This is a genomic window from Campylobacter ureolyticus (assembly GCF_027277485.1).
GTDB lineage: Bacteria > Campylobacterota > Campylobacteria > Campylobacterales > Campylobacteraceae > Campylobacter_B > Campylobacter_B ureolyticus_B.
Genome location: NZ_JAPXGQ010000058.1, coordinates 1 through 295 on the forward strand (window position 1 = coordinate 1; position 295 = coordinate 295).

A 295-nucleotide genomic window follows, 5' to 3' on the forward strand; every position below is an offset into this window, starting at 1 on the left:
AAAAGAAATTCATAGAGCAGATAAATTCTATCCAAGTTCCAAAACTTGCTGTGTATGTGGAAATATAAAGCAGGATTTAACATTAAAAGATAGAGTTTATAAGTGCAAATCTTGTGGAAATATTATTGATAGAGATTTAAATGCAAGTATTAATTTACACAAGTTTGCAAATGAAACAGTAGGAATAGTTAATTCCGAATTTACGCCTATGGACTTGACGGCTCTGCTAGATGATTTAGCAATAAATCAAATAGTAACCAGCAAGGTTGAAGTAGGAATACAACAAAAATTCTAT

General features: G+C 30.2%; 1 protein-coding gene. It reads left to right on the forward strand.

Features of this window, described 5'->3' with window-relative positions:
• Positions 1–295, forward strand: a 295-nt coding sequence (locus tag O6B72_RS09430) for a zinc ribbon domain-containing protein (protein WP_269492999.1), incomplete at both ends; no start/stop codon positions are given.